We start from the raw sequence: 25,947 nt of genomic DNA, 5'->3' as shown, positions 1-25,947 counted from the left end.
TAGGCACTATATAACAAACAAATTAATAACAAATCAGCTCAAAATTAATCAGAACGATTGAGTGAGTGATGCAAAGGACGCAATTAATGAATAAGAGTAAATTTCTTGTAGGCTTAGTCTTACTCACCTTTTTTGTTGTATCTTTTATTACCAACATTCTGGGGCCGATATTTCCATCACTAGTCTCTGATTTCAATATCAGCTTAGCCATTGCAGGCTTTTTACCTTTCTCTTTTTTTGCCGCCTATGGTGTCATGTCAATTCCTGCAGGAGTCTTGGTCGACAGATACAGCGAGAAAACCGTGCTCTATATCGCTTTCATTATGGCTGCAACGGGTTCGCTCCTCTTTGGCCTAATGCCAAGCTTCACCATGGCAATGATGTCGCTCTTTCTTATCGGTTCGGGGATGGCCATGTTGCAAGTGGCGATCAACCCATTACTCAGAGTCGTGGGCGGTGAGGAGAACTTCGCCTTCTACTCTGTTTCTGGTCAGTTACTATTCGGTGCAGCCGGTACCTTGAGTCCATTGGTATACAGCCATATTGTTACCGGGCTAGAAACAGAAGCCAGTGCAGGCTTGCTTATCAGCACCTTAAACAAACTCGTCCCGAGCGAGATGAGCTGGTTATCTATGTATTGGTTATTTGCACTTATCTCACTCGCTATGCTGGTATTGATCTCTTTGGTCAAGTTTCCAACCGTGCAGCGCAATAGTAATGAATCCGCAGGCACATTCGATATCTATAAAGCCCTATTGAAAAACAAAACCGTCATCTTGTTTTTTATTGCCATTGCCGCTTACGTCGGTGCAGAGCAAGGTGTTGCCAATGCTATGTCGCTATTTTTACAGCAATACCATGGGCTCGACCCTGTCACTGAAGGTGCTGGTGTCGTCAGCCAATTCTGGTTAATGCTAACCCTGGGCTGCATTTTGGGACTAGGGCTGGTGAAAGTGCTTGATAGCAGGTTGGTATTAATCGGCTTCTCATTATGCGCCATCGCCTCATTAACGGCGGCAATCTTGGGCTCAACCCAAGTCGCGATGACAGCGTTTCCCTTGGTCGGTTTCTTCCTATCAGTGATGTGGTCTGTGATTTTTTCACTGGCACTCAATTCAGTTAAGCGCGATCACGGCTCTGTCGCAGGCATCCTCTGCACAGGCATCATAGGCGGCGGACTTGCCTCCCCACTTGTCGGTTTTATCGCCGATACCAGCGGCGACCTTAGACTAGGCATGCTTGTGGTCTACGCCCTGCTGCTTTACATCCTCAGCATAGGCTTTTGGGCCAAACCTTTAGTAAGCAACAAAACCATTCAACTATTTAAGTCTAAAGGAGATGTCTCCACTCAAGTATAAATATCAACACATAGAGCAAGTTACAGCTGTAGCTAGATACGTTTTCCATCTTATTCACTCTGCGAACTGCAGGGTTATGACTAGGTTTAATATGAGTTTTCCTTCTATTGTCACTCTCGATATTGGTGGCACTAAAATCAATGCAGGCCGTTACGTTAACGGTGTAATCGAAGAATCACATTCATTTGAATTTTGCGCCACGAAAAGTTCAGAAGATATTGAGGATTTTATTATTCACTGCATTGATACTTTTTTAATACAAAGCACTATGGGCATTGCCATAGGTGTACCTTGTATTGTCGATACTCAGCTAGGGGTGGTTTACGATGCCGTTAATATTCCGGCATGGAAAGAGTTTGATCTCAAGGGCTGGCTTGAAGCCCATTACAAGCTCAAGGTCTATGTCAATAATGACGTTAACTGCTTTACCGTTGGCGAGCATCAGTTTGGCGCAGGTAAAGGCTACGATGATATTGTCGGCTTATGCCTAGGCACTGGAGTCGGCTCAGGGTTTGTTATTCAAAACCAGCTTTATCAAGGTCATAACTGCAGCGCGGGAGAAGTGGGAGAGGTAAGCTACCTCAGTTCAAGTATTGATCATTACTGCTCTGGCCGTTTTTTTGAACAGGAGTTTGGCATAGATGGGGCAACACTCGCCAAACAAGCCAGATCGGGTGCTATAGAAGCGATAGATGCCTTCGATCAATTCGGCAAGCATCTTGCTCAAGCCATCTCTCACCTGCTACTGGTGATGGATCCCCAAGTGATCGTAATTGGTGGTTCTGTGTCTCACTCTTTCGATCTGTTTATCGAGGGGGTGTGGCAAGCTCTGGACAAGTTCCCCTATCAGAAGGTGATAGATAACCTCTCAATTGTCCCCTCGACTCAAGATAACAGCGCACTGTTAGGTGCCGCGCAACTCCATTTAGCCTCCATCAGGTAGCACTATGCATAAAAAAATACTGATTAGCTTATTCACACTTCTGTCAGCCTCAAGTCATGCTGTGCAAACCGACTCAGCACAGCAATCTCTGCAGCAGTTTGCCAGTCAACTGATGGTAAAGCATGAGTTCGTCGACTCACACCCACAGCACTGCCCCAATGATCTTGATGAGTGTTACTTATCGAAAATTCACCTGCAAACTCCCCAGGACACTAAGGTGGGAGTGAAAGATTGGGGGATCTACTTTAGTCAGCTCACCCCAGTACAGCTAGCACATTCTGATGAGTTTACTATTACTCATATCAATGGCGACCTTCACCGCATTGCTCCCACAGAGCAGTTCAGCGGATTTAAAGCAAACCAAGCGCTCAGCATCAGTTTTTATAGTTACGGCACCCAGATCACCCGCTCAGAGTTTATGCCCAATTACTTTGTTCATGCTGAGGGGTTATCCGCCACCGTTATTGATAGTACTCGCACAGGTATTGATGCCGAAACAGGCCTTGAAACTCAGGACTACCTGCTTCCCTTTACCGACAAAGTCGCGCAATTTAAACTCGCTGAGCGTGATAACACACCTTGGGCAAGCCCAGAGTACATATACGCCAGCACAGCGAGTGTGCCAAAAAGCCTCGATGTTAGTGACAGTTTGATCCCTCAACCTCAATCAGTAAAAACACTCTCAAAAGAGAACCTAGACCTAACAAATGGCTTAGCACTCAAGTTGCAGGGAGTATCAGCCAAGGCACTCAATCCAGCCATCGCCAGACTGAACCTGTTAGGAGTGAACCTCAACCCAAAGGGCCTGCCACTGACTATCAGAGTCGATAATACCCTCGACATACATGATGAAGGCTACCGTTTTACCAGCCAGAATGAGCAAATTTCTATCTTAGCTAAAACTGACACAGGCGCCTTTTACGGCCTTATCTCTTTAGCGGGGTTAATCACCTTAGATGACAAACGCATTCCATCTATCGAAATTGTCGATGCACCAAGATATAAGTTCAGAGGCATGCATATTGATGTCGCCAGAAACTTCCTCTCTAAAGCGTTTATCTTTAAAACCTTAGAGCAGATGGCCGCTTACAAGCTCAATAAACTGCACCTACACCTTGCCGATGACGAAGGCTGGCGTATTGAGATCCCAGGATTGCCAGAGCTTAGCCAAGTGGGGGCTAAACGTTGTTTTAATGCACCCGATAGATGTCTAATGCCTCAACTTGGTAGCGATATTAGCGGTGAAAGCCAAAGCGATGGCTACTACAGCGTCGATGATTATCAAGCTATTCTTGCCTTTGCAAAGGCAAGGCATATTCAAGTTATCCCCTCTCTCGATATGCCAGGCCATAGCCGCGCTGCGATCCACTCCATGGAAGCCAGATACCAAAAGTATTTAGCCGAAGGAAAAACCGACTTAGCCCAGCAGTACCGCTTAGTCGAGCCTGCCGATAACACCCAATATAGCTCGATTCAGCATTACTCCGATAACACTCTCAATGTTTGTCTAGACTCAACCTACGCCTTCATCGACAAGGTCATTGCTGAGGTGCAAACCATGCATCAACAAGCTGGAACACCGCTGACGACTTATCATATTGGCGCCGATGAAACCGCTGGGGCTTGGCTGGACTCTCCTGCATGTAACACGTTAAAACAGGAGCAAGCTGAAAAACTGAGCGGCTTACACACATTAAACGGTTACTTTATCGAGCGGATATCGGCCATGTTAGCCGATAAAAAGATCAAAGTTGCAGGCTGGAATGACGGCATGGGTGAAACTCGGCCTAACAATATGCCACAGCAAGTGCAAACTAACTCCTGGTCACTACTGTTTGAAAAGGGCCATGTTGCCACCCATCAGCAGGCTAATTATCACTGGGATACGGTGATCTCAACCCCAGAAGTCACCTACTTTGATTTCCCCTATCAAGCCCACCCAGAGGAGCCGGGTAATCATTGGGGCGCAAGAGCAATCAGCACCCGCAAAGTTTTCGAATTTATGCCCGACAACTTGCCCGCGCATGCCGAGTTTTGGTTTGATACCTACAATCTGGCTTATACAGCCGATGACCGCCAAACGCCACTGGCACAAGGCGTGAGGTACAAGGGGTTACAGGGCCATTTATGGAGTGAAATGCTGCGCAGCGATCGCCAAGCTGAATATATGCTATTCCCTCGCCTGCTTGCACTGGCTGAACGTGCCTGGCATAAAGCCGACTGGGAGCTTAATTATGACTATTCTGGTCAACTATACGATAGCAATAGCCAGTATTTTACCGAGAGCGCAGTACAGGCAAGAGAGAGTGATTGGCAACGCTTTGCGTCTATCTTAGGTCAAAAGGAGCTAGCAAAATTAGAGCAAGCCAATGTCTTCTACCGTATTCCAACGGTTGGCGCCAAGGTAGAACAAGGTTATTTGCAAGTAAAAATGCCCTACCCAAATATCGCTGTGGAGTATCAGCCCATTTTAGAAGAAAGCAGTGCTGAGAATCCGGCAAACAGTGAGGAAAAACCAGCTCAATGGTTACCTTACACCCGTGACTCTAAAGTTAAGGGCCCGATAAAGATCAGAGCCATGAGTCTAGATGGTCAGCGCAAGGGCCGCGCTCAAAAGCTATAACAAACGAGCGATATAGCCTGAGCTAATTGAGAAGAGATTGACACTGCTCAGGCTTTATTTTCACCCGTTTGGGTTTGGGCTTAGCTTGTTGCTTGCCCTTTGCCAGCTCGCTTTTATCAGGTTTTACCGGATCTAGTACCTGCTGTTTCCACCAGCCTAATTCTTCACAACCAGTGCCGCTTTTGGGCGGCTTTTGATTCTGGCATAACCCATCACCTTGCGGGCAAGCCAGACGTACATGCATATGGATCTTATGCCCCCACCAAGGACGCACCTTCCCAAGCCAATCATGTGATGAAACACTAGCGCCTTTAGTTTGCTCACAGAGCTTTTGCTTTATCGCTGGATTAACAAATACCCTAGCAACCTGCGGATTTTCAGCGGCTATGCGTATCATATCACCATGCACAGCTTGCCAATTGCCATTAACCCCAAAACGGCCGCTATCTACCAGACTCAACTCATCTGGCGTCTCTCTTTGTTCAAGGCTTTGCTGCTCACTTGCTTGCCTGAACCAGATATCGACATCCAAACCAATTTGATGACTTGAGTGACCAGAGACAAAGTTGCCACCTCGTGGCATGGAGATATCAGCAATTAACAGATCGTCACTACCCGACTGATGTAGCTGCTGAGAAAAGTTCTCAACAAAATTGATAAGCTGAGGGTGGCCAAAATATCGACCTCTCGATGTACGGATCACTTGATAGCCAAGCCCCGCTAATGGCAAAGCCTCAGCACCGGCTAAACAGCCATTGGCATAGGAGCCGATGGCTAAGCTATCTATGCTTGCTGCCGAGCCTGCATCAAGATTTTGGCTCTGCACTGAGTAAGGCGTTTTAAATTCGCTCCACACGTTGGCTAAGCTCAAAGTAGATGTCAGTATCAAGGGCGCGACAAGGAGAAAAACCCTCCCGCCATGATGATAGCTTCCTCGTTTCATTCTCAAAACTTACTCATATCTTGGAATGTAGAGCCATCAACTAATATCTCTTTCCACTGCTTCACAGAGCTCACCTCGAAGCTGTTTTCAACAATGCGAGTATGCTTATCTAACCTTATTGCATAAGGAAGTGATGTATATCCATTTGCAAATGAGCGGTTCTGTAGCAATTCCCCACCGTCAATTGCTAACCATGCCTCACCGGAGAAGTTTGCTCTATCTAGCATAGCTTTTACTGCATCGATATCGTCATCGAGTGCAACGGCTAAGAAGCGGGTATTAAACTGAAAACTTTCCTTGAGAGATTCTATATTTTTAAGCGAGGAGAAACAGGGCGAGCACCAAGAAGCAAAAAAGTAGATAACAACCTCTTCGCTATCAAGTTCATCAAAGGATTGATGGCCTCCATCTAAATTAATAACAACGACTCTTTCTATCGGCTCACCGAGTGCTTGTTGAGCTTGTAAGATTTTAAGCTCGTAGGGATCTAGCTCATCATCTGCATTCAATGTCGCAGAAAAGAGTAATGCTGAAACCAATAAAATCCATTTAGACATAATAATCTCCATATTAATTATGTTTTTTCACTGGGACTGAATGTACTTCTACTTTGAACAAAGGAATCATCACTGACAACCAACATACCCAGCATGCACTGAGTTTTCAATATGTCGTTATTGTTAGACTCTTATAGCAACAAAAAAGCGCAGCATCCTGCTGCGCGTACTAAATCGACTCACCGAAAACGTATAAAGAAACTGATCAGGTTAGACATCTAATCAGCACACTCGTTTATTTACGTTGACCTCTGCTCACCAGAGGTCAGTAAGTGAATGTAGCGAATAAAAGGTGCGACGGCAGACTAACGCTACGCACCTTTTGACAAGCTTCCAGCTCACAGAAAAGTGTTAAGTGATAAGTCATAAGCTGTAAGTTTAATATTGTCCATTTGGACGGCTGTGAATACACTTCGCCAACTGGTTTTTGCTTACAGCTTAACGCTTAAAACTTATCGCTAGCCTCTCTCTTCCCTTCTGTACATCCAACGGTAAAGCGTTGGCAGTACTAGCAAGGTCAAAGCCGTTGAGCTAAACAAACCGCCGATAATCACTACAGCTAACGGCTGCTGGATCTCGCTACCGACACCCGATGACAGTAAGATAGGGATCAAACCAAGGGCCGATGTTAATGCCGTCATCAATACCGGACGCAAACGCCCTACCGTACCTTCATAAACACTGGTATATAGGCTCTCTCCGGCATTGGAGCCTAGCTTCTCTTTCAGTGCTGTTTGTCGTCTCTGGTTAATCGAGTCCACCAGTACAACACCGTTAAGTACTGCGACACCAAACAAGGTGATAAAGCCGATTGAGCTAGGTACCGACAGATAAGTGCCACTAATAAACAGCGCCACTACGCCACCAATTAAGGCCAATGGCACGTTAGCCATGATCAGCCCAACTTGCTTAAGCGAGCCAAACGAGAAGAACAATAGCAAGGCAATTAGACCAATCGAGATAGGCACAACTAACATCAACTTTTGCTGAGCACGTTGCTGGTTTTCATACTGACCGCCAACAACCACTGTATATCCCGCTGGCAGCTCAGCCTCAGGAATAATGGCATAGATATCATTAACGACCGAGCCCATATCACGACCCGAAACGTTAGCCTGCACTACAACACGTCGCTGCACATCATCGCGGCGAATGTTAGGTGGCGCCATCTCAACTTCAACACTGGCCACCTCACCTAGGCGCACTGTCGCGCCGCTAACACCGCTGAGAATAAGATCTCTCAGTGCATCGGGAGAGCTACGATACTCCTCAGCCAGACGTACATTAATATCGTATCTTGCGTTGCCGTCGATCACTTGGCCTGCACTCACGCCACCGATACCTTGGCTAACTAGGCTCATCACCTCATCGACACTGATGCCGTAACGCGCAAGTAGATCGCGCTTAGGTCTCACAACTAACTGAGCCTCACCGCTCACCTGCTCCAGCGATACATCAACCGCACCAGGGATATTCGACACTAACTCAGTTAAGCGCTCACCACTTGCAGAAAGCACATCTAAGTCAGGGCCAAAGATCTTAATCGCCAGCTGAGCTTTAACACCAGATAACAGCTCATCGACTCGGGTTGCGATTGGCTGAGAGAAGGTAAACAGCAAACCTGGGTATACGCTAAGCTTCTCCTCCATTTTACGCTGTAACTCAATGCGAGTTTCCGCATGCTCCCACTCATCAATTGGCTTAAGACCGATATAGATCTCGATATTACTCACAGGCTCTGGGTCGCCGCCGAGCTCTGGCGCACCGATACGGCTCAGAGCGTAATCAACCTCAGGAAATTCGAGCAGCATTTTTTCAAGCTTAGGGGCCACATCAATTGAGGTACCAAGACTTGCGGTTGGCGCTAACGTCACACGTAAGTTAATGGTGCCCTCTTCAAGCTCAGGGACAAATTCAGTACCTAGGCGTGGTAAGAGCGCCATACTTAGCGCAAAGAGTATCACAGCCGTAATGACGACCATCTTAGGTCGAGCCATAGTCGCAGATAACAGCTTGCGATAGACAGCCTCGATAGGCTTAAGTACCGCACTTTCTCTTAGGGTGATACCACGTTTAAACAGGAATACCGCTAACGCAGGTACTGCAACCAGTGCCACCACTAAGGCAGACAACATGGCTAAGATGATACTGACCGCCATAGGCTGAAATAACTTGCCCTCCACACCTTCAAGCGCAAACAAAGGTGCAAATACGACGATGATAATCGCTGTCGCAAAGAAGATTGGGCTACACACCTCTTTAGCTGCCAGCATAACGCGCATTCCTATGCCGCCTTCACTGCCCCCCTCACTGCCACTGTGAGCGAGCGTCGCTGCACCATCTTCACCAGCATGATGTGGATCGGCCTCACCATCGGCTCGGCTTCTAGCATCACTGAGATGTTGTCTATCTGGCTGAGTCAGATGCTTGAAGATATTCTCCACCATCACCACGGAGCCATCCACCAGCATACCGATTGCTACCGCCAGTCCACCTAAAGACATCAAGTTAGCCGACATGCCGAAATATGACATCACCATCAGCGCTAAACCTATCGAGACAGGAATAGACAGCAGCACTAAAAGGGTCGCACGTATGTTCACCAGGAACAGCGCTAAGATCACCACAATAAACACAAAGGCCATCAAGAGCGCATCACGCACTGTGGTCACCGCTTGATTGACTAAGTCAGCCTGATCGTAGAAAACTTCAAAGGTCACGCCATCTGGCAAAGCCTGTTCAACTAAAGCGGTACGGGCGTTGATATCATCAATGGTCGCCTTAGTATTAGCGCCCATACGTTTAAGGATAACTCCCGCAACCACTTCACCCAGTTGTTGTGGCTTGCCAGCCTCATCACGGCGCGTCATAGTCACAGCGCCTACACGGATTTCACTGCCATAATCGACATTAGCAATATCACCCACACGTACAGGGGTGCCTGCAATTTCAGTCAGTGGGATCTGTTTGATCGCACTGAGTCCAGCATCCCCTGCAGGCAACAGACCATAGCCACGAACAACCAGTTGCTCTTGGCCTTGATCCATAAACCAGCCACCCGCATTGCGGTTATTGCTCTCTAGCGCAGTAGTGACCTGCTCCATGCTCAAGCCATAGCTAAGCAATTTATTGGGATCTATCTGTACTTGATACTGACGGACATCACCACCAAATGAGAGCACCTCAGTGACACCACCAACAGGCATCATGATGAGTTTAACCAGATAGTCATTGAGACTACGTAGCTCGCTTGCACCAATACCTGACTCAGGTTCGGCGCGTAAAATATACTGATATATTTGCCCTAAACCTGAAGTATTTGGCCCGATTTCAGGCACACCGATACCATCAGGGATCATCTCTCTGGCGGCTTGTAACTGCTCAAATACCTGCTGGCGAGCGAAATAGATATCGGTACCTTCAGCAAATACCACTGTCACCAATGATAACCCCGTACGCGATAGTGAGCGCACCTCAGTAACTGCAGGCAAGGCGTACATGGCCGACTCGACCGGATAACTGATTAGCTTCTCAACTTCTTCAGCCGCTAAACCTTCGGCCTCAGTATTTACCGTAACCTGCACGTTGGTCACATCTGGAAAGGCATCCAGATTCAATTTGGGTAACATAGCAACACTGGCTATCACAATGGCGATAAGTGCCAGCACCACCATTAGTCGGTTGCGCACGGCAACCTCTATAAGTCTCTGTAACATAAGAGAGCTCCTTAAATTTTTACAATGTGGTTATAGCTAATTGCTAATTAGTGGTTATGGATATCAAAGCCAGACTTCGCTTGCTCTGAGGCTAAGAAAAATGCCCCGGACACCACCACATTGCTGCCAGGTGCTAGGCAACGAACTAAGTTCATGCCACGCTGACGCTCTACCACCTCGACCTCTACCGCTTCGAAGCCATCTTCATCTTCAACAAATACCTGCCAGTCACCATCGCCACCACGAGTCAGCGCCGCATCAGGCAATATCACACCACCTTGCACAGAATTTGGCAGATACAGCTCGGCAAACTGGCCCGCATGGATCACATGACCAGGATTTTCCAGACTCACTAAGATCTGCTCGGTACGAGTCACACTGTTAAGCTCGTGAGAGCGGCCAATGATCTTAGCTTCTAAGGTTCTATCACCAACACGTACCAAAGCTTTGCTACCAATACTGATATTTTCAGATTGCGCAGGAGTCACCTGAGCTTCAACCCAAAGGTGAGACTCATCGGTGAGTTGCATAAGGGCAGTACCTGCGGCTATCACTTGTCCTAATAGCGCCAGATCTTGCTGTACACGCCCATTTATCGGTGCCAGCAGTTGATAACTACCGATAGTACTTGGATTGGATTCCAGTTGAGTGATCTGCTCAGGCGTCATCTTCATCGCCTCTAAAATAGCGCGCTTAAGCTCTGCATCGACCTGTGCTTGCAAACGGCGACTAGCGCTAACAGCACTTTTCCCCATACGGTTAACCCGGCTCCACTCTGCAGCGGCGTTGATATAATCAGCTTGCGCTTGAGCTACGGCAACACCACCTAAAGTCAATAAGGCATCACCTTTACTCACCTCCTGACCCGGCACCACATGGCGTTCTAACACGCGCACATCGAGTTGAGGGGCAAGTGCCATGGTTCTATCTCTGTCGACAACCAAGGTGGCCGTTGCTACAGCTTCCAAGCTGAAAGACTCTTCAGACAGTTGTGTGACCTCTATCCCTGCGAGGGCTTTCTGCTCATCGGTTAACTTAAGTGCGTGGTCCTCCCCACTCTCCTCTTCACCTTCGGCGCCGTGACCATGGCCATCATCTTCAGTTGCGGGCTCAGCCTCATGTTCGTGACCATCCTCCTCAGAATGTGCAGCCACAACTTTTTCCGTTTTAACCGTTTCGCTGCCATGATCATGTCCTTCACCAGCAAACGCAGTTGTCGGAGCGACAACTGCTGTCGTCAGCGTCATTAAAAATGCAAAACTCATGGCTCTTGCGATAGCATTTAGATGAAATGGAGTCGACTTGATCTGTGTTTGTGGCTGATTTTTCATATCTTTGCTCATGCTATTTAATCTGTTTTCAGTGCTTATACTTTGTCTATTCAATACACGTGTTTTCATAACAAGCATCCCATCTAAAGTTAGTACTTGGCCGAAGCGCTCTGGCGGGCATCTGCCACTGCTGAGGCAGGTAATTGCGCCTGTAGGTAGGCTTCCAACTGGCCACTCACGCCCATCCACTCAAGCCAACTTGTATAAAGAGCAGTCTCTAATGACAGTCCAGCAAGATAACTAGTAGAAAGTTGACGCTGGCTCTGCAGATAAACGCTGGTTTCAATATCTCCAGCGCGCCATTGTTGAGTAAGCCCCGATGCTGCTTCATGACCTGAGTTGAGCACGAGTTCGCGCCAATCTTGATAACGTTTAGTGAGCCTTGGCAAACTCAACTCAAACTTCTTCTGCTGCTGCCGTAATACCCGCTCTTGTGCTAAATAGGTTTGCTCTGCAATCGCTATCTCTTGGCTGGCAACCGCTAAGGTATCGCTATAGTTGTTACGAATTTGCAGAGGAATAGACACGCCTATTCCTAACTTGTTTTCTTCACCTTCACGCTCAGCACTTAGGCTGATAGTCGGATCCACTGAGGTATCCGCTTTTACCTGCTGTGCATTAAGCTTAGTGAGCATCACTTGCTGATAAGCGCTTTTAAGCGCTGGCAGTTCTGGGTCTACTTGTGTTGAAGAGGTAGGCAGTGCGAGTGCACTGATAAAGCTAGTGAAAGCCTGCTTGCTATCACCGAGTAGCATAAGCACGTTTGCATCTGCAGCTATGGATGCTTGTTCTGCAATCGCATAGTCTGCGGCTCGACTTGCCACATCAAGCTGGACTAACTGCAGTGCAACCGATGAGAGGTCCCCAACCTGTAACTGCTGTTTAGCGATATAGAGAGAGCGCTTAGCTGAATCGAGTTGCTGCTGTTGAAACTCTAAGGCTTTACGGCTCTGAGATTGCTCCACAAGTGCTTGAATGGTCGCTGCCAACAACTGGCTACGCTCGAGTGTGATATCAGAAAGCAAGATCTCCGCTTGAAGCTGAGCAATACGAGTTGCAGCCCCACGCTTATCCCCCCAATCAATGGTCTGGCTGATCCCAAGTGTATAAGTATCTGTGTCTGCATTTTGATAATCGACACCTAACTCTGGGTTATAGATAGCTTGATCGGCGGCCTTAATACTAAGCTGGGCTTGGGTGCGTTTTGCCTCTTGCGCGGCGACCTCTGGTAAACGATTAAATGTTTGCATCAGGCTCGGTAACCAAGTTTTAAAACCCACTTGATTACCTGCTGTAAGCCAAGATTCACTGCTGTTAACAGCAGAATTAGTCTCTAACTGGTTTGAATTTTCAGCATAGACAGGCACAAAACTGCCCGTGAAGCTGGCTAATAACAGACTGGCTATTATTGTCTTTTTCATCGTATATCCTAATCCCCAAACATGCTCTTGCAGCAATCGCTGCGCAGCAATTTGAACGCGACCTAAATATAGGTATTCGCGATGAAATTCAGCTATAACAGAGTGTTTTAGGGTTAAATCATATCGAAGATCATTGGGCTAATACCCTAAGGATCCACTTAACGTTAGTCATGATTTTCTACTTGCGATAGACGGTTCACCTTAAAGCGATGTCAGCAAGTATAGGAGTTATACGATTGGAGGGCGGTAATCAGGTAACGCTTCAGGAGGTAAGTAAGGACTAACCATAGCGATAAGTTCATCGCTTGTTGGCACTGTAGGCTCAGTAGACAAGGCTGACATTACAGTAGCGTGACCACCATGACACTGACAATCTAAGCAGAGATCAAAAAGCTTGGTCTCGGTCTTACTCACTTTATGAGTGTGGGGTTCAACATTAGCCGATGCTGAAAAGGCATCATCAAAACTAGCAGCAAAGTAGCCATTTGAAGCAAACTGGCCATCGGCATATACGTCATCACAACTCGTGTCTTGATCAATATAGCTTGCATCGGTACATGCTGTACATTGCTCTAATTCAACCGTAGTAACCTGAGCTGTAAACTGAACATGGGGATGATTTGCAGGCTCTTCGTCATGACTACCAAGATGCAGCTGATGCTCGCCCATGTTGCCACCTGCAAATTGCAGAAGCACAACAGCGATCATTGCTATAGCGATCTTGTGAGTGAATTGACGAAAATAATGTTGCAAAGAAAGCCTTATTTAATCAAGATTCAGAAAACTAATTACTGGGTTCTTACAATCTGACTGATATTGTAATCAAAAGTTCAGCACTGACAATACAAAATACCTAAGTGTTTTTGTAAAGTATTGTCAGTGTCACATAAACTCTTTTATTTTATGCTGCTTGGTCCACACTAAAACAACTAACCATGAAGCTATTTAAATACACAATGCTTAGCATAATCAGTCGCTTCGTTAGTGCTCCAGTCGCCTTTATCTTTCTCTTCCATCTGCTTACACCACTTGTCACTTCCCACTTCTGGTGCGCAGCCACTCAAGCCAAGGGTAAACATAGCCGCTAACGAAATAGCACTCAACTTAACTAATGGACGGCTAAAAATATTTGATACTGACATCTTATTTTCCTTTAAAATTCAGGTGCAACCAGCAACTCATTTACTGGCCTGGATATAGATTTAAACTTGGTGACTTTTTCGTGCTGCGATCCAATCTATTGCTAGCTGTTTCTCTTCAAGCGGGTACCAGGCGACTTCAGCCTGCATAAATGGACCTAGCAACTTAACAGCATTGCCAAACCAATCGGGGCCACCGACTAACACCAAACCATCAAATTTAGGCAGTTGAACTTCACCACTACCCGACAAGGATTGAGAGTCCCAACCTTCTAGCAATACATCTGCTTCAATATACAAACACACCTTACCTGACTGTTCTCGGTAGTCATCGATAAGTGGCTTTAATTTTTGCTGATAATCCGATGTCGACAAACGCCCACTTGCGAAAAGGCTTATCACCCCATCGGCAATATCAGGGATTTTGCATAGCATAGAGAAACTCCGAACAAGTATGAACTGTCATGCAATGACTCGCCTTCACAGCAATCATGCATATCAGATTTGCCAATATCAACTATCTCGATACAAGCTGAATAGCCGAAGCATACCAGATTTCCCAAAGCTGACTATATCAAAGCGAAATTATCTTGTTTAATTACGCCTAGCTCCCAATCTTTGCTTCCCAAAGTTGCTCTGCCATTAGTGATAAAATCGCTAACAGTACAGTAACTCAATAAAATGTTAATATAGCTGCATCAGATAACGACTTATTTAGCCATGATAAAAATCTCAAATAGTGTGTCACTAAAAGATCATGAATTAGAATGGCAGTTCATACGCGCTAGCGGTGCTGGCGGTCAACACGTCAATAAAGTATCTACTGCGGCGCAGATTATTTTCGATATTAATGCCTCATCCCTGCCTGATTTTTACAAACAAGCCCTGCTAAAACGCGCTGATCATCGCATCACTAAGAGCGGTAAGATTATTATTAAATGTCAGCAGAGTCGCAGTCAGGACTTTAACCGTCAAACGGCACTGGAACAGTTTATCGAACTGGTTGCCAGCGTTGCCATTGTACAAAAAAAGCGTGTAGCCACTAAGCCGACTAAAGGCAGCCAGCGCCGACGCGTAGATGCAAAAAAGCAGAAAGGTGCCACCAAAGCGCTGAGACGAAGTAAGTCGGATTATTAATAATGCTTAAGATTTAAAGTTCCTAGGCACTAGATCCTAGGTTCTAGAACCTTCTTCCCATCAATTTCGTCGAAAATGCAGCCAAATGTCGACATCTTCAGCAACTTCTGTTGAAATCAGATGAATCATCTTATCTGTGGTTTATACCAATCGGTATAAACCACAAGTCATCTGTATTCTTAAGGATTTTGACATGAGCAGCAAAGCAAAGGTCTTACTCATTAACGGCCCCAACCTTAACCTTCTGGGACGCCGAGAGCCTGGACATTATGGGGTAAAGACCTTAGATCAAATTGTTAGAGATCTTACAGAGGAATCTAATGCTGCAGGAGTATTGCTCGATCATATTCAATCGAATGCTGAGCATGAGCTTATCGATGCTATTCATAACAGCGATGCTGATTTTATCATCATCAATCCTGCAGCCTTCACCCATACCAGCGTAGCGATACGTGATGCGATTTTGGGTGTCTCCATTCCCTTTATCGAAGTTCACCTGTCCAATGTGCATACTCGTGAGCCATTCCGCCATCACTCCTACTTTTCAGATAAAGCCATTGGCGTGATCTGTGGTTTAGGCTTTGAGGGGTATCACTTTGCTCTACAGTCCGCTATCACGCGACTACATGCAAAAACGGCTGAACACTAAGCGAAAACGTTGAGGGGTTGAAATGGATATTCGTAAAATAAAAAAGTTGATAGAACTCGTTAAAGAATCAGGTATAGAGGAGCTAGAGGTCAAAGAGGGTGAAGAGTCTGTACGGATCAGCCTTAAGAGTCCGACTCAGCAACATACCCAGCAGCACCTCTATACTGTCAGCAATGATAGCTCTAAAGTTAATAGTCCTAAAGTTAATGCCGTAACACCTGTTACTGACCCAGCTATAGCGACAACAGACCCCGTCGAGCCCAATGAAAATTGCGTTATCTCTCCTATGGTCGGCACTTTTTATCTTTCCCCAGCCCCAGAATCCGATCCACTGATACAAGTGGGTCAAAAAGTGGAGCAAGGGCAAGCTGTCTGTATTATTGAAGCCATGAAGATGATGAACCAAATAGAAGCGCACCGTAGTGGTATTATCAAAGCTATCTTGGTTGAAAATGGTGACGCTGTCGGTTTTGATCAGGCGCTGATTGAAATTGGCGATAGCGAATAGCGAATAGCGAAAAAGTAGTGAGCACAATTAAGGTTTAGCAACAGGAATAGTGATTGATGAATATGCCCATTGCTCGCCCCATTAAACGTGTACTGATTGCCAATAGAGGTGAGATAGCACTCAGAATTCAACGTGCTTGTCATCAACTTGGTATTGAGACCATCGCTATTTACTCGAGCGCAGACAAAGATTTACTACATATCAAACAAGCCAGTACCAGCTTATGCATTGGCAAGTCAGATGCAAATGACAGCTATCTCAATCTTGCCACGATTCTCGCGGCGGCAACCGCCACAAATGCTGATGCTATTCACCCTGGTTATGGCTTCCTTTCAGAAAATGCCACTTTTGCCGAGCAGGTTGAAGCCTGCGGTTTTGGCTTCATAGGCCCTGATGCTGAACTCATTCGTTTGATGGGTGATAAAGTCTCGGCCATATCCGCAATGAAGCAAGCAGGCGTTCCTACTGTGCCGGGCTCAAATGGCACACTGTCTAATGATGAGCAACTCAATCAGCGCTTAGCTGACAAGATTGGTTACCCTGTCATTATTAAGGCGACAGCAGGTGGCGGCGGCCGTGGTATGCGAGTCGTCGAGAATGAACATGACCTGATAGCCGCTGTTGAGCTCACTCAGGCAGAAGCTAAAGCAGCTTTTGCGAATGGCGACGTTTACATGGAGAAATACCTACAAACACCACGCCATATCGAAATTCAAATCCTTTCTGATGGTCAAGGCAGTGCCATTCATCTAGGAGAGCGTGACTGCTCTATGCAGCGCAAGCATCAAAAAGTGGTTGAGGAAGCACCCGCCATAGGAATAAGCCAACAGGTTCGTCAACAGATAGGTCAGCTTTGTGCCAATGCCTGTATCGAGATAGGCTATCGCGGCGCTGGCACCTTCGAGTTTCTCTACGAGGCTGGCCAATTTTACTTTATCGAAATGAATACGCGTATTCAGGTAGAGCACCCTATTACTGAGATGGTCACAGGCATAGATCTCATCAAGGCGCAGTTGGAGATAGCAGCAGGCGAACCGCTATCAATCGAGCAAGGTGATATTTCACTTAACGGTCACAGCATAGAGTGCCGTATTAACGCCGAAGACCCACAAACCTTTATTCCCTCACCTGGTACTGTCACTAGATTCCATGCTCCCGGTGGCATGGGTGTACGCTGGGATTCACACCTATATCAAGGCTACACAGTTCCCCCCTTTTATGACTCTATGATCGGTAAGCTGATCACTTGGGGGCCATCGCGAAATGAAGCTATGGTCCGTATGCAGACAGCGCTCAATGAACTTCTCATAGAGGGCATAAAGACCAATATCCCTTTGCTACAACAGATATTAGAAGATGAAGGATTTCAACAAGGCGGGCAGTCTATACACTACTTAGAAGAAAAGGTTTTAAAGTAAGGACTTCATTAACAGCAAGTGAAGGTTAGCATTAGACGCTAAGAGAGATGATTACTAGCAACTCAATGCCAATAAAAGATCGACACCATAAAAAATGTCAGCTGATGGAGCTCAGCTGACATTGGTCTAACACGGAGGAGATGTTATTTATAACGTGGAGTCGAAGCTTACTATTTCAGCTCTGCTGGCCACTCTTTTTTAACGCGCTTTTCGATGAAATTATCTTTCGACTTTCTCATGCCTTCAAGGTCTAAACCAGCTAAAGGCTGCACCTTAGCTTTAGTATCGTATTTACTTGCATCGTACTTATACTTAGGAGCATATTTCGCGAGTAAGCTATTAGCTTCAACAAGTGCCGCATCTAATATCGTATTCGACTTTGTCAGCAAACGCACAGCTTCTGCTGGGTTGTGTGCATGTATGCCATGAGAGGCTGTTGCGCTATCCCAGAACCATTGTGCATTTCTCACTTTAACTAACAAACTATTCATCTCAGTTGATAATGCATTATCAGCTTTTAAAGCAGCTTCATAGTTAGCTTTAGCCTGGGAGATCTTCTTACCAGCCTCTAAACCCTTAATGCCATTAGCAGCCCAAATTGCCTGTGCTTTAAAGTGCACTTCGGTTAAGCGAGGATCTGTGCCATTAGGCTCAAAGCGGAGCTTATTAATTTCAGCCTTACGTTCAGTGAATATCTCTTTGAAGTCTGCACCTTCATGACAGCTTAAGCATGTCTCAGGCAGCTTCTCAGCTTCAAAAGTCACTTTATGATTAGAGTATTTAACTCCATTTTCATTAGTCGCTTCAGGCATATGACAGGTCGTACAGCTGAACTCCAAATGCTCATCCATCTCGTGAGATGTACGATCCATCAAGTTTTCAAATTCAGGATGCTGCGCTTTTAACGATGGCGCACCAGAGATAGCATTAGTCCAATCTTTAAAACTAATTAGATCATAGTAGGCTAGCTGTGCTTCAGCGGCAAAACCTTCATACAAGCCATCTGTTCCTTTATAACTTACGATTTTCTTATAATCGGTTTTTACACCTGGAACCCAATGATCCCATGGGTAGCGTACCTTCTTGCTGTCTTTGCCATCAAAGTAGTATTCAACATGACACTGAGCACAAGTTTGACTGGCTTGCATATCTGCATTTTGCTTAGAAAAATCAAGCCCAACCGCCTTCATGGCACGGTCTGCGTATGGGCGGCTCAACCTTAGCTCATCACTACCCAACTCATGACAATCAGCACAACCAATGGCGTTATTTATTTCATGACCCCAAGTCGACCATGCATTATCTGAAAAGTTTGCTTCGCCAACTTTGTCATACATACGAGCTACGTCTGGCGTTTTGCAGGACCAGCAGCTTGCAGGCATAGCTTCACCTACTACTTTTCCATCATGCCCAACAACAGGGTGACCCGTTCTAAGGGTGCCAATCATGTCAATTAATGCAAAGTGATGGCCGCGGGCACGATTGTAGTCCTTAGCAAATCCATAGCCTGCCCAAGCAGAAACCAGATTCGGGTTTGCTTCCAATAGATCAACGGGCTTACCAGACTCAGGGTTACTCTGCTCTGTTTCAGCCCAAGTCTTATACTGCTCTGGAAAGCCCTTTTGCCAGTTATCGCTGTTATATAGGTCTGCTTTACTATCATTAGCCATAGTATTGCCAGTAAAAACTGCCGATATCATTACAGCAAGCGCAAGCTTTTGTAGTTTCATACATCACTCCTCAATGGGATTTATTTTTATATCCAATAAATATTAAATGTCATCACTAAAACTTAAATACACTTATAAAAACTGTGCTTAAAAGTTATTGAATTAATATCACAGCAAAATTAACCACTCATAAAATTGAGTGGTTAATGTGACAAGCATCTAACCCGAGGTAGTAACTTAGTTATTAATCATATTTTCAATCGTTTCACGTACTCACTTGTAGGTATGGATTAAGTATAAAAATAGGAATTAGAGAAAGTCACTTATATTTAAAAGTAATAAACCACCTATAAATAAATTATAAAGAGACAGCAATACTTAGCTTTTAAAATGAAAAATATTAATATTAAACAACACGATAAGAAGACAACCATCTACTTACGACTTAAGACTAATAAATGAGCAACTAATAAACCCTAATGTTAATTAGTATTGAATGCGAAATTAAAACTTTGAACTAGCGCACAATAATTCGAGTTTATAAATTAAGGTAAATCGAATGAATCATTTAATTAAAAACAACTAATAGACCTCAAACTTAAATTTATATTAAAAAACAATTAAACCAAACTGAAGGCGTTAACATTTAATAGGATAATTTAAGACAAATTAGTTCTATAGTTGAAAATAGAAATAAAAAGAACCAACAAAGAGAAGAATAGATAAAAATTAAAAATTAGATGAGCATAAGGTTAGCCATACAGGTATTAAGTAAGCATAAATAATCGAGTGTGAGCCGATAAATAGCGCCCTTCTCATGCCAATCGAAATAAATCACTACGTAATCAGCCAGCGTTTGTCACTCCGCCAGATAAAAGCTTAAGGGTTTTGTGAGGCGGTTTCGCAAGTTGAATTATAACTATCAAGCTCAATTAGGCCTTGAAGTATGATGCCGTGGTAGCGGGCTTTAATCAGTTGGTAATCCAGTGATGGCGCAAAATAGTAGGTCACATCCTCCGCGCCAGATTGTTCGACAGGCACTAAGCTTAACTCCCCCCAAGGCGGCACATTGGTTATCTGAGCATCCTTAACATAGAGTTGATAGGGCTCAGTTTCATCAGAAGCTTGCCTGATTAAAGCAAACTGCTTACGGCCTTGAAGCAGATATTGACGCATCTGAATCAACAAAGTATCCACATCTCGCAGCGGGATATCTTTGGAGCTATAGCTATCTAGCTCCCCATCTATATTTACTTGAGATTCAAGGCCATTTTTATCAAATGTCACCTGCATATCTCTAGCACGAAACCCAGTGACCTTTTGATCAAACTTTTCGGTTATCCACTCATTAGTGCTATTCGACCAAGATAGCTCTGTACGCTGTTGGTACTGTGTGCCAATACCTAAGATACTCGCTTTACTTAATGATGTGACAACAGCGTGCTGATCACGCCAAGTTTCCACTCTGCTCATTGAACCTGTGTGGATACCGCTCAGATAGATAGAGTAGTTTGATTCGCGCACGCACTCCTCAAGCTCTCTATCTGCTGACTGCTTATCAGCTGCATAAGCAGTATGGCTTAACAATGGCGCGAGTAATGATAATAGAATGATGACGCTAGTTTTTAGGCAATAAGATGCCCTTGAGCGAGTAAAAAGTGACAAGCCTCTATGGCAGCATCGAACAGTGGGCTTCATAGATACAGCAAGGACTGAGCGACTTAAGGCACTTAGTATCATCATCTAATTACTCTTTAATACTCTTATCAAATTACTGATTAAAAGACTTCATTTACATTGAGGTAGAAGTTGGTTTCATTCTCACCCACACCTATATCAAAACGTAAGTTAATATTGTCTTTAATATTAAAACGAAATCCTGTTCCATAGGAAGTTAATAGCTCTTCAGTAAGATCACTAACCTTAGGTGCTACACTGCCAACAGCTCCCCAAAAAACCATACCGTAACGCTGAAAGATAGGTAAGCGATACTCTACTTGCCCCATCATCATCTGCTCGTCACGATAACGACCTTTGATAAAACCACGCATGGCACTAGAACCACCAAGATCTGGCAACATATTCCAAGGCACATCGCCATCGGTAAAGTGCCCTTGCACTTGCCATGCAATCAGTCCGGGGGCTGCGCTTAGCACTGAAGTAGAACTTAGATCGATATAGTTAGCTAACTCAATATCATAGGTTGAAAATGATGAGGATTCATTATTTTGATACAAGCCGGCGTCAACCTGAAATAACCAGCCTTCAGTCGCGTTTAAACGGTAGTCTCGTGAATCATAAACACTGGTCAATACGACGCCTGAACTGAAGTTATTTGGCAATATGTCGCTTGAGTCTACAGGGGTGTCAGTGTCTACTAACGTTAATTTATCTGCACTTGCATAGATAAAGTCAGCACCGACACCGATAAAGTAATTATCAGTGACTTCTGTCATCCAGCGAGGTTTGAAGCTGTATAACTGCCCTTCATATTCGTGATGATTAATGTCTTGATTGCCTTGCTCTATCCCTTGGCCGTAATACACTGCCGCTTCATTATTGAGCTCTAACTCCAGCAGTAACCTTTGCTTGCCTTCGTTGAAAAACGTCATATTTTCAACTTCAACGCCATAGGAGTTATTCATCGAAACAAAGGAGTTCAACACTAAGGATGATGGCTGCTCTTCTGGTGAAGCATCGTCAGTTTTATATAGACCTACCATCAATAGGCCTACACCAAATTTTTTCTCTGGTGTGTAATAGGCTGTCGGTAGGTAACTCATATCGATAGCTTTACTGTCGTCAAATTCGCCATCGGCACCAAAGACTGACAAGATATCATCTACCCATGTCGGCTCCATATCTTTGGGAGTATCAAACAGGGGCTCTACGGCCATCGCGCCCTTAGAAAAGGCAGAAAAAGCAGAAAAAGCAAACAGGGTTAACAGTAAAATCCGTTTCATAAAGACTCTTATCTATGATGGGGAATAAAGAAGGTACTTAAGACCTTTCTGGCAGTCACTTGACTTGCCGGCCGCATTCTAACACGACGACAATTTTGAACCATTAATTTGTGTTTAACCAATCTGCTCTCCTCCCTTACCACGTCGTCGTAACAAAGGAGTTTAGTCAGAAACGGTTATAGAAAATATCAGGTGATAGGATAAGGTGGTTTACGCAAAAAAATGTGAAATAGCCAATTTGAACATTTTATTCCGGCCAAAGTAGCGCCGGAATGACAACCTAAATCAACAGCCAAAATAAAAATCATAGCTGTATAATCTCCAACAATTACGCACTTTTTCGCTTTGGCTCTTCATCTAGGTACTTAGCAATGTCAACTTCGTTGATCTGCTTAGCATCGAGGAACTTATGGGCATACTCTAGATAAATCCCGCTTGTTAGGAATAACTTAAAGACCTCTATATCTAAGTGCTCATCCAGGGCCATTTTATGTAGAATATCAATCGCAACGCTAAGTGGTTTTGCCTTTTTGTAAGGTCTGTCAGCAGCGGTAAGCGCTTCAAAAATATCAGCAACAACCAAAATACGCTCAGGAATAGACAGATCATCAGCTGATAGCTTACGTGGGTAGCCTGTGCCTTTTAGGGTTTCATGGTGTGTTGACGCATAACGTGGCACTTTCGCGAGCTCTGGTGGGAATGGAAGATTTTCCAGCATCTTAATGGTACTGGTCACATGCTCATTAATCTTAAACCTATCTTCAGCGGTTAATGTACCTCGTGAAATAGACAGGTTGTAGAGCTCTCCTAAGTTGTATTGATGCTCTGGAATATCCATCTTGATATTAAACTTAGGATCAAACTCCACTTTATTAATGCGCTTAATAATATGCTCAGGTTTGTCTCTTAACAAAGGCTCGGTGACTGGGAAATTAACCTCATCGACTTCCTCACTAAGGTTAAGCTCCTCGACGGGCGACAAACCTAGCCTGTCGTCAAAGTGACGTTCCCAAGTGATGCTCGCGAGCTGTGCCAACCTGTCTTTATGGGCTTGGTCCATAAACTCGCCGCCTACATTAGCATTGGCGATAAAGGTAAAGTCTTCCATCAGTTGCGCTCGCTTTCTCTCGAGTTCAACAACTAAGGTGTCACTCTTTCCAGTAGTAATAACACCTTTTAAATATTCAATTTCAGCATCACGCCATAGTACTTCGAAACGCATACGAACTTCATGAATACGGTTATATACAGCCTCGAGTTTAGTCCCTTTATCAACAATATATTCAGGCGTGGTGATCTTGCCACAGTCATGTAACCAAGCTGCGATTCTGAACTCACGTTGCTCATCTTCAGAAGCAAATTTAAACGCTTTAAAGGGGGCTTGTTGTGACTTTTCGGCCGCTTCAGCCAGCATCATGCCTAATTCAGGCACTCTATTACAGTGTCCAGCTGTATACGGGGACTTATCATCAATCGCTTGTGCAATTAGCTTAATAAATGACTCCATCAACTCTTTCTGGTTAAGCTCATAGAGCTGAATCGACTCGGACATATTAGACATTGAGCTCGCTAGCTCATCAATCTCCTCAATACTGCTACTTACATTTGTGACCTCATCATAACGGCGCTGCCTTATCTTTTCGTTCTCGATAGCCAAGGCTTTTATAGGGCGGATGATTGGTGAAGCAAAAAACCAAGAGATAGGGAGTACTAATAACAAGCATAATGTGGTGATAAATATGGACTGGCTAACCTTCTCTTTACTCGATGCTAGCAAGACTGAAGCGGGTACCACGATAGCAAATTTATCTTGAGCAGCGGTATCATCGCCAAAGCTAGTAACAAAGATAAACTGCTCAATGCCGTTTATCTTTGCGCTAATCAGTTGATTTTGTTGCTTAGGATCTGCAGCCTTATCTATCAATATCTCATAGGGAACGGTCCCTTGCGGAGTAAAACTCTGCAGTTCTCCATGCGCAAACCATTTCGCAGCTAAGGCATCTCTTTGCTCTTGGGTAATATTTTTGATGGCCTGATTGATAATAGTAATTAAAGGAATGTTTTTCCCTTGCATCACCATATGTAGCCCTGTAGGGACACTTGTACCACCAAAGCTAATAGACTCATGGTATTTAATTTGATCAATAAAGTAGCTCTGGGCTGTGTAATGTAAAATCACGCTGTTATCAATTGCTGCAAATACTTCACCACGCTCTACGGCTTGCAAGATAGCCTGAGTCGATGCCAATTCAACAACATGAATCTCAGGAAAGTCTTTTTTGATCCATTGAATGATTGACCAGCCTTTTGGAATCGCAACACGCTTGCCGTTTAGCTCTGAGAGTTCGGTTATTGTATCGATTTCAGGCCGAGTCACTAGGCCATAATGAAGATCTAAAAAGGGCTCGCTAAACTCACCTAAACTTTCATTTTTATCAGTCCACATGATCGAGTGAAGCATATCTAGCTCCTCCATCATGTAACTATCGATCAATTCGTTCCAGGTAAAGCCATTAACAAAATTAAACTTCAGCCCAGTCGACTGCCCAATCATTTTTAGTAGGTCAATACTATATCCCTGTGGCTCCCCGGAAATAGTAAAATCAATCGGCGCCCAATCGAGCTCGTTAGACACCAGTAGTTCAGGTGTATTAGCAATTAAATCACGCTGCTTGGTCGTTAATGATAATTTTGGACTTTCTGGCATCAAGGTATTGAGCTGAGGCTGGCGGTTTGAAGCAATTAGCTCACCAGTAGGTTTATACAGGTAAGTCTCAAGCTTAGATTGATCCCCCCTTGCTATTAGATAATCACTGAGCGTTGACAGCGCAATATCGACAGCTAGTACAGCATCAGAATTAGCAAGCTTAATCGAATAGGTCTGCCCAGGAGCCTGAAGGTGCTGAAACAGATAAGGCTCAGTTTTATTAACAGTGACGCGATTAGCATCGGTAAACCAAGGGCGCAAGCGAGCATCATACTCAGTCGGCTTTTGACGGCTTGCACGAAGATTGAATGCCGCATCGAAATATTGATAGTTCTGGCTTCGCTCACTGCCCTCGCCTTTAATCTCAATAGTCACCCAGCGATCTAAATGAGACGCTTCTAGCTGAGAGCGAATAATAGGATGAGCATCAAGATTAATAAGCTCATAAAAGTCACCACTCGGTAAGCCAACATAGATGGCATAAAACAGAGGATTGCTTTTCATCACCTCGGCAAAAGTATCAATAGACTCAGGGTTGAATGAATCGTTTTCGACTAAGTTATCAAAGCTGGATAGCAGTTTAGTGACATTGTTTGCTTGAACATCGATTTGAGAGAGATAAGTGGAGGCGTTTTGAGCCGCTTGATTATAAAATTTAAGGGCTGAGTCGGTCGCCATGGCCTTACTAAAATAATATTGCAGACCTATAGCGATGGCAGCGGTTATCACCGTCGCTAAAATAAATATCCCTACAACAGTAAACCTGATAGTGAAGCGCTTACTTTTTCTTGTCGTTCCGATATCCATTGCTAGTCCCTGACAGCTCAATCCATGAAGCTATACAGTGTATAAAAGCAAAGCTGC

Annotated in this window: 19 protein-coding genes; 7 read left to right on the top strand and 12 right to left on the bottom strand. The window is 44.8% G+C overall.

Translation table 11 applies throughout. The annotated features are described in order from the left end of the window. Positions 1–86: 86 nt before the first annotated feature. From BM736_RS21570 to BM736_RS21560, 3 genes are all read left to right on the top strand, one after another. The gene (locus BM736_RS21570; protein WP_076416071.1) at positions 87–1,358 is read left to right on the top strand and encodes an MFS transporter; all 1,272 of its coding nucleotides are present in this window, start codon (positions 87–89) and stop codon (positions 1,356–1,358) included. A 91-nt stretch (positions 1,359–1,449) separates the two neighbouring features. Then, positions 1,450–2,301, top strand: coding sequence for an ROK family protein (locus BM736_RS21565; RefSeq protein ID WP_076416069.1), 852 nt, complete (start codon positions 1,450–1,452; stop codon positions 2,299–2,301). A gap of 4 nt (positions 2,302–2,305) precedes the next feature. After that, positions 2,306–4,924, top strand: a complete 2,619-nt coding sequence (locus tag BM736_RS21560; protein ID WP_076416067.1) for a family 20 glycosylhydrolase — start codon at positions 2,306–2,308, stop codon at positions 4,922–4,924. A 22-nt stretch (positions 4,925–4,946) separates the two neighbouring features. Here BM736_RS21560 and mepA read toward each other — a convergent pair whose 3' ends face one another. The 8 genes from mepA to BM736_RS21520 form a co-directional block, all read right to left on the bottom strand. Beyond that, complete coding sequence (gene mepA, locus BM736_RS21555) at positions 4,947–5,867, bottom strand: penicillin-insensitive murein endopeptidase (protein ID WP_076416065.1); 921 nt, start codon at positions 5,865–5,867, stop codon at positions 4,947–4,949. A gap of 2 nt (positions 5,868–5,869) precedes the next feature. After that, positions 5,870–6,424, bottom strand: coding sequence for a thioredoxin-like domain-containing protein (locus BM736_RS21550; protein ID WP_076416063.1), 555 nt, complete (start codon positions 6,422–6,424; stop codon positions 5,870–5,872). Between the two features lie 458 nt (positions 6,425–6,882). Continuing rightward, on the bottom strand, positions 6,883–10,140 hold the full coding sequence (locus tag BM736_RS21545; protein WP_076416061.1) for an efflux RND transporter permease subunit: 3,258 nt from the start codon (positions 10,138–10,140) through the stop codon (positions 6,883–6,885). A 47-nt stretch (positions 10,141–10,187) separates the two neighbouring features. Next, complete coding sequence (locus tag BM736_RS21540) at positions 10,188–11,471, bottom strand: efflux RND transporter periplasmic adaptor subunit (protein ID WP_076416119.1); 1,284 nt, start codon at positions 11,469–11,471, stop codon at positions 10,188–10,190. 89 nt (positions 11,472–11,560) lie between these two features. Then, entirely contained in the window at positions 11,561–12,892 is a 1,332-nt protein-coding gene (locus BM736_RS21535) for a TolC family protein (RefSeq protein WP_076416059.1), read from the bottom strand. A 228-nt stretch (positions 12,893–13,120) separates the two neighbouring features. After that, positions 13,121–13,600 (bottom strand): hypothetical protein, encoded by a 480-nt coding sequence (locus BM736_RS21530; RefSeq protein WP_076416057.1) that lies wholly within the window; start codon positions 13,598–13,600, stop codon positions 13,121–13,123. A gap of 233 nt (positions 13,601–13,833) precedes the next feature. After that, positions 13,834–14,034: a DUF3012 domain-containing protein gene (locus tag BM736_RS21525; RefSeq protein ID WP_076416055.1), complete on the bottom strand. Its 201-nt coding sequence runs from the start codon at positions 14,032–14,034 to the stop codon at positions 13,834–13,836. A 60-nt stretch (positions 14,035–14,094) separates the two neighbouring features. Next, positions 14,095–14,466, bottom strand: coding sequence for an STAS/SEC14 domain-containing protein (locus BM736_RS21520; protein WP_076416053.1), 372 nt, complete (start codon positions 14,464–14,466; stop codon positions 14,095–14,097). 285 nt (positions 14,467–14,751) lie between these two features. Between BM736_RS21520 and arfB the strand changes: the two genes are divergently transcribed. The 4 genes from arfB to accC all read left to right on the top strand — a co-directional run bounded on the left by arfB (position 14,752) and on the right by accC (position 17,743). Beyond that, positions 14,752–15,168 carry an alternative ribosome rescue aminoacyl-tRNA hydrolase ArfB gene (gene arfB / locus BM736_RS21515; RefSeq protein WP_076416051.1) on the top strand — a complete coding sequence of 139 codons (417 nt, stop codon included), beginning with the start codon at positions 14,752–14,754 and terminating at the stop codon, positions 15,166–15,168. A gap of 193 nt (positions 15,169–15,361) precedes the next feature. Beyond that, entirely contained in the window at positions 15,362–15,817 is a 456-nt protein-coding gene (gene aroQ / locus BM736_RS21510) for a type II 3-dehydroquinate dehydratase (protein WP_076416049.1), read from the top strand. Positions 15,818–15,839: 22 nt separating this feature from the next. Next, positions 15,840–16,325 (top strand): acetyl-CoA carboxylase biotin carboxyl carrier protein, encoded by a 486-nt coding sequence (accB, locus tag BM736_RS21505; protein ID WP_076416046.1) that lies wholly within the window; start codon positions 15,840–15,842, stop codon positions 16,323–16,325. Between the two features lie 56 nt (positions 16,326–16,381). Further along, entirely contained in the window at positions 16,382–17,743 is a 1,362-nt protein-coding gene (gene accC / locus BM736_RS21500) for an acetyl-CoA carboxylase biotin carboxylase subunit (RefSeq protein ID WP_076416043.1), read from the top strand. A gap of 170 nt (positions 17,744–17,913) precedes the next feature. Here accC and BM736_RS21495 read toward each other — a convergent pair whose 3' ends face one another. From BM736_RS21495 to BM736_RS21480, 4 genes are all read right to left on the bottom strand, one after another. Next, entirely contained in the window at positions 17,914–19,473 is a 1,560-nt protein-coding gene (locus tag BM736_RS21495; RefSeq protein WP_076416041.1) for an ammonia-forming cytochrome c nitrite reductase subunit c552, read from the bottom strand. A gap of 819 nt (positions 19,474–20,292) precedes the next feature. After that, entirely contained in the window at positions 20,293–21,156 is an 864-nt protein-coding gene (locus BM736_RS21490; protein WP_306170170.1) for a hypothetical protein, read from the bottom strand. Between the two features lie 35 nt (positions 21,157–21,191). Beyond that, positions 21,192–22,376, bottom strand: a complete 1,185-nt coding sequence (locus BM736_RS21485; RefSeq protein WP_076416039.1) for a BamA/TamA family outer membrane protein — start codon at positions 22,374–22,376, stop codon at positions 21,192–21,194. Between the two features lie 328 nt (positions 22,377–22,704). Next, positions 22,705–25,890 carry an HD domain-containing phosphohydrolase gene (locus BM736_RS21480; protein ID WP_076416037.1) on the bottom strand — a complete coding sequence of 1,062 codons (3,186 nt, stop codon included), beginning with the start codon at positions 25,888–25,890 and terminating at the stop codon, positions 22,705–22,707. Between the last annotated feature and the right edge of the window lie 57 nt (positions 25,891–25,947).

The sequence above is a fragment of the Shewanella sp. UCD-KL12 genome, from assembly GCF_001957125.1.
GTDB lineage: Bacteria > Pseudomonadota > Gammaproteobacteria > Enterobacterales > Shewanellaceae > Shewanella.
Note: the sequence above shows the minus strand (reverse complement) of the source record. Positions and strands in the feature narration are given on the sequence as shown.